5 protein-coding genes are annotated in these 5,714 nt (G+C 74.1%); 4 read left to right on the top strand and 1 reads right to left on the bottom strand.

Translation table 11 applies throughout. The features are described from left to right. Positions 1 to 50 precede the first annotated feature (50 nt). From AC1DU4_RS25925 to AC1DU4_RS25940, 4 genes are all read left to right on the top strand, one after another. Positions 51 to 242, top strand: coding sequence for a YbdD/YjiX family protein (locus AC1DU4_RS25925; RefSeq protein WP_477844794.1), 192 nt, complete (start codon positions 51 to 53; stop codon positions 240 to 242). 91 nt (positions 243 to 333) lie between these two features. Beyond that, positions 334 to 1,839: an AlkA N-terminal domain-containing protein gene (locus AC1DU4_RS25930; protein WP_477844788.1), complete on the top strand. Its 1,506-nt coding sequence runs from the start codon at positions 334 to 336 to the stop codon at positions 1,837 to 1,839. Beyond that, a complete protein-coding gene (locus tag AC1DU4_RS25935) occupies positions 1,836 to 2,339 on the top strand; it encodes a methylated-DNA--[protein]-cysteine S-methyltransferase (RefSeq protein WP_477844790.1) in 504 nt (167 codons plus the stop codon). The genes AC1DU4_RS25930 and AC1DU4_RS25935 overlap by 4 nt, the downstream gene beginning before the upstream one ends. A gap of 118 nt (positions 2,340 to 2,457) precedes the next feature. Continuing rightward, the gene (locus AC1DU4_RS25940; RefSeq protein ID WP_477844796.1) at positions 2,458 to 3,645 is read left to right on the top strand and encodes an AI-2E family transporter; all 1,188 of its coding nucleotides are present in this window, start codon (positions 2,458 to 2,460) and stop codon (positions 3,643 to 3,645) included. Positions 3,646 to 3,689: 44 nt separating this feature from the next. Here AC1DU4_RS25940 and AC1DU4_RS25945 read toward each other — a convergent pair. Then, the coding region (locus AC1DU4_RS25945) for an SbcC/MukB-like Walker B domain-containing protein (protein ID WP_477844792.1) at positions 3,690 to 5,714 on the bottom strand (2,025 nt) is incomplete at its 5' end.

Genomic DNA, 5,714 nt, shown 5'->3' on the forward strand with positions numbered 1-5,714 from the left:
GGCAAGGTCCGCGCGCCCGGCGCCGCCCACACCGTCGGGGGGCACCACTGATGGCCGGGCTGCGCCGGGTCGTCCACGGGCTGTGGTGGTGGGTCACCTCGGTGATGGGCGACCACGACTACGCCCGGTACGCCGAGCACCTGCGCCGCGCCCATCCCGACGCCCCGGTGCCCAGCGAACGCGAGTACTGGCGCGCCCGGTACGCGGATGCGGACGCGCACCCGGACGCACGCTGCTGCTGACCGCGCGCCGCCAGGCGGGTACGACCTCGACGACACGGTGATGTCCGATTCCCGCTAGCGTCGCCACCGGCGCGGCTGCCACAGTGGAGTCGTGACCGCACCACACCTGGACTTCGAGCGCTGCTACCGCGCGGTGTCCGCCCGCGACGCCCGCTTCGACGGGCAGTTCATCACCGCGGTGCGCACCACCGGCATCTACTGCCGGCCGTCCTGCCCGGCGATCACGCCGAAACCCGGCAACGTCACCTTCCTGCCCACCGCGGCCGCCGCCCAGCAGGCCGGTTACCGGGCCTGTCGACGCTGCCTGCCCGACGCCGCACCCGGTTCGCCGCTGTGGAATGTCCGCTCCGACCTGGCCGCCCGGGCGATGCGCCTGATCTCCGACGGCGCCGTCGAACGCGGCGGGGTGGCCGCGTTGTCCGCCTCGCTCGGGTACTCCACGCGTCAGCTCACCCGCACGCTGACCAGCGAACTCGGCGCCGGGCCGCTCGCCCTGTCCCGGGCGCACCGGGCCCACACCGCGCGACTGCTGATCCAGACCACCGCCATGCCGATGTCCGACGTCGCATTCGCGGCGGGCTTCTCGAGCATCCGGCAGTTCAACGACACGGTCCGCGAGGTCTTCGCCGCGACGCCGTCGGCGATGCGTGCCGAGGCCGCGCGACGGACCGACGGCGGCGGACCGACGGCGGGCACCGTCCGGCTGCGGCTGCCCTACCGGGAACCGCTCGACGCGGGATGGCTGACCTGGCAGTTGTCCGCGCACGCCGTCGACGGCCTGGAACTGTTCGCCGCGGGCGAGTACCGCCGGACGGTGCGCCTGCCGCACGGCACCGGGGTCGCCGCCGTGCGGATCAACCCCACTCGTCAAAATCACGTCGGCCACGTCCTGACCGACCTGACCCTGCAGGACATGCGCGACCTCGCGCCCGCCGTGGCCCGGCTGCGGCACCTGCTCGACCTGGACGCGGACCCCCAGTCCGTCGACGCCGCGTTGCGCGCGGACCCTGCCCTGTCCGAGAGTGTCGACTCCGCGCCCGGGATCCGGGTGCCCGGCAGCATCGACGCCGAGGAACTGTTGCTGCGCACCATGATCGGTCAGCAGATCTCGCTGGCCGCGGCCGCCACCGCGACCGCGAGGCTGGTGGCACACCTCGGCGAACCGGTCGACGACGCGGCACTCACGCACGGATTCCCCAGCGCCGCAACCATTGCCGCGCGGGGCCGCGAGGTGCTGGCCGGACCGGCGCGCCGGATCGACGCCGTGATCGGCGCCGCCGCCGCGCTGGCCGACGGCACCCTCGTCCTGCACGCCGGGCGCACCGCCGCGGACCTGCGCGCGGACCTGATGTCCTACCCCGGGATCGGGCCGTGGACCGCCGACTACGTCGCGATGCGCACGTTGGCCGACCCGGACACGCTGCTCGGCACCGACCTGGTGGTGCGCCGCGGCGCCGCCGCGCTCGAGGTGGACCTGTCCGAGGGCGAGCGCTGGGCACCGTGGCGCTCGTACGCGTCGATGCACCTGTGGCGTGCCGCACTTTCGCGGCGCGGCGCGATCCCACCCACACTCCCCGACCACGAGGACCAGAGATGACTGCCAATTACGCCACCGTTCCCACCCCTGTCGGCCCCTTCACCGCCGTGGTCGACGCAGACGGCGCGGTGCTCGCCTCCGGCTGGACCGGCGACGCCGAGGAGCTGCGGGCGCTGATCCATCCCAGCCTGCGGCCCGCCGAAATCACCCCGCGAGCCGACCTGGGGGCCGTGACCCGCGCCGTGACCCGCTACCACGACGGCGACCTGGAGGCCGTCGACGCCATTGCGGTGCAACAGCATTCGGGTGAGTTCCTGACGCACGCCTGGGACGTGCTCCGCGACGTGCCCGCCGGCGAGCCGATCACCTACACCGAGTTCGCCGTCCGCTCCGGCCGGCCCGCCGCGGTCCGGGGCGCGGCGTCGGCCTGCGCCCGCAACGCCGCCGCGCTGTTCGTCCCGTGCCACCGCGTGGTGCGGATCGGCGGCGCGCTCGGAGGCTTCCGGTGGGGATTGCCGACGAAACGCTGGCTCCTCTCCCACGAGGGGTCGGCGCGGTAGATTCGGCCCAATATCCCGCCAGGAAGGACCGAACGTGAGCGAAACGCCCACCACCGCCGCCCCGAATCCGGCGCGGCGACACTTCATCGACCGCGGTGACGTGCTCGGCGCGGGCGGCATGTGGCTTGCCAAGTGGTCGCTGTGCCTGGTCGCGATCGCCGCCGGCGCCTGGGTGGTGTGGGCGGCGCTCGGCCAGCTGTGGGTGGTCGTGCTGCCGGTGCTGATGGCCATCGTGGTGTCCACGGTGCTGTGGCCGCCGACCCGGGCGATGACCAGCCGCGGCCTCCCTCCCGCCGCGGCGGCCGGCATCACCCTGGTCGGGTTCATCGCCGTCCTGTCCGGCATCATCGCGCTGATCATCCCCTCGGTGGTCGACCAGGCCCCCGAGCTGGCCAACAAGGCCAGCCAGGGTCTGCGCCAGGTCCAGGAGTGGCTCAAGGGCCCGCCGGTGAACCTGCGCGACGACCAGATCGACTCGGCCGTCCAGGCGATCATCACCAAGCTGCAGTCGAGCGCGCAGTCGATCGCGACGGGCGTGTTCAGCGGCGTCAGCGCGACCGCCTCGATGCTGATCGCCTTGTTCCTGGTGCTGGTCCTGACCTTCTTCTTCATCAAGGACGGACCACGGTTCCTGCCGTGGCTGCACGGGGTCAGCGGCGGCCGCGCCGGCCGGCACTTCGAGGCCGTGGCGGTGCGGGTGTGGGACACCCTCGGCGGCTTCATCCGGACCCAGGCCCTCGTCAGTTTCGTCGACGCGTTCTTCATCGGCCTCGGGCTGATCGTGCTCGGAGTGCCGCTGGCACCGGTGCTGGCGATGCTCACCTTCCTCGGCGGCTTCATCCCGATCGTCGGTGCCTTCGTCGCCGGCGCGCTGGCGGTGCTGGTGGCGCTGGTGGCCAAGGGCTGGACCACCGCCCTGATCGTCCTGATCATCGTGCTGGCGGTGCAGCAGCTGGAGGGCAACGTGCTGCAGCCGGTGCTGCAGAGCCGGAGCATGAACCTGCACGCCGCGATCGTGCTGCTCGCGGTGACCGCGGGATCGTCGCTGTTCGGGATCGTCGGCGCATTCCTGGCCGTCCCGGTGGCCGCCTGCGGCGCGGTGGTGATCCGCTACATCGGCGAACAGGTGGACCGAAAACTCGACGAGCAGGGCGACGACCCGGACGGCGCGCCGCCGGGCTCGAGCGAACCCCGCACGGACGACGCGGAGTCACCGGGCGCGGACGCCGAGTCACCGGGCGCGGACGCCGAGTCGCCGGCCGCGGGGTCGCCCGCGGAGGACACCGTCCTCCCCGACCCCGTCTGAGCGACCAGCGACTCACCCGGCTGACGCCGCGCCCGGGCGCGGCGTCAGCCGGCGATCAGTTCGACCGTGGATCCCGTCCGGCCTCGGATCACGTGCAGCCGGCTGGGGATCCGCTGCCTCATCTCGTCGACGTGGCTGACGATACCGACCACCCGGCCGCCCTCCCGGAGCTCGTCGAGGACGCCCATCACCGATTCGAGGGTGTCGGCGTCGAGTGTGCCGAAGCCCTCGTCGATGAACATCGTGTCCAGCACCAGTCCCCCGGACTCCGCGGCCACGACGTCGGCCAGTCCGAGGGCGAGCGAGAGCGACGCGAGGAACGACTCGCCGCCGGAGAGCGTCTTCGCCGACCGCACCACCCCGGTGTAGTCGTCGCGGATGTCGAGTCCCAGCCCGCCGCGCTTGCGCCCCGTGCCGGCGCCGTCGGCGTGCACGAACTCGTACCGTCCGGCCGACATCCGCCGCAACCGGGTGGACGCCGCCAGCGCGACCTCCTCGAGCCGGGCCGCCAGCACATAGGACCGCAACGACATCTTGCGCGCGTTCTGCCCACGGCCCTCGATCACGTCGGCCAGCCCGGCCAACTCGTCGTGCCGCGCCTGCGCCGGGGCCAGTGCCTGGACCTCCGCCGCGAGCTGCCCCACCAGCCGGTCCAGGTCCTGCAGCCTGCGCTGCGCGTCCGCGGACACCCCCACCGCGGCCTTCGCCGCGGTCTTCGCCGCCAGGTCCGCGGCCTCGGCCTCCGCGGGATCGACCGGCCCGAGCAAGGCCGCGGCCGCCGTCTCGGGTTCGGCGAGCACCGACTCGACCCGCACCTGCAGGTCCCGCGCGTCCCGCAGCGAGGCCTCCATCTCCGCGATCCGACCGGCCCCTCTGACCGCGTCGACGGCGGCATCGACGGCGGCGAATCCGGCCTCGGCGGCAGCCCCGATCACCTTCTGCGCCAAGGCCTCCGCGGCGTCCTGCGCGGTCCCGGTCGCGGTGCGCTGGTCGCGCAGCCGCGACGCCGCCGCGGCAAGTTCCTCGAGCCGGTCACGGCGAATCCGCGGACTCTCGTCGCTGCCCGTCGCGGCCGTGACACGGGCCCGGATCTGGTCGAGTTGCGTTGCCATGCCGGCGATCTGCGCGTCGAGCGCCGCGGCCTCGGCGCTGACGGCGGCGGCACGCTCCTGCACCCGGGCGGATTCCGACCGCAACTCCGCGAGCCGCGTCGCCGACCCGGGCTCGCCGTCGGCGAGTGCCGCGGCGGCGGCGTGCCGCTCGGTGGCGTCACGCACCTCGGCCGACAGTTCGTCCGCGTCCCGGTCCCCGCCCCGCTCGATCTGGACCTCGACGGCCAGTTCCACCTTCGTCAGCTGTGCCGACGCGTCGGCGACCGCGTCCGCGCGGTGCTGCTCGGCCGCGCGGGCCGCGTCCTCGTCGGCCTTGGTGACCACCGAGTCCGGCTGGGCGGCGGGCCGCGGGTGCTCGTCGGCCCCGCACACCACGCACGGCTCGCCGTCGACCAGTCCGGCGGCGAGCTCGGCGGCCATCCCGGCCAGCCTGCGCTCACGGACGTCGAGCAGCGCGGTGCGCGCCTGGTGGTGACGGTCCCGGGCCTCGGCGAGTTCGCGTGCGGCCGTGGCCTGGGCCCGCCKCTGCACCGCCAGTTCGGTGGCGGCGGCCAGCATCTCGGTGGCCGCGACCCTGGCCCGCTCGAGCGCCGGCACCGTGGCGGCGGCCAGCCGGGCCGCGTCCAGGTCCGCCTCGGCGGCCCGGACCAGTTCCGGCAAGACGTCACGTCGCCGCGCCAGTGTTGCTGCCTCGGAGTCGAGCTCGTCGCGGCTGACCCGGTGGGCACACATCGAATCCTGCAGGGCGTCGGCGGCGAGCGACTCGGCGATGAGCGCGTCCAGACGTGCCACCTCGCCGGTCCAGTCGCGTACCGCGGACGCGAGCACCTCGCCGTCGGCCGGAGCCGGCGGCCAGGACAGGCGGGCGAGCAGGTCCGCCCCCTCGCCTGCCGCGCCGATCTTCGCGGCCAGGTCCGTCGTCCGTGTCAGTTCCCCGGCCGCGACGTCGGCCGCGGC

Source organism: Rhodococcus sp. P4_F5, assembly GCF_056401315.1.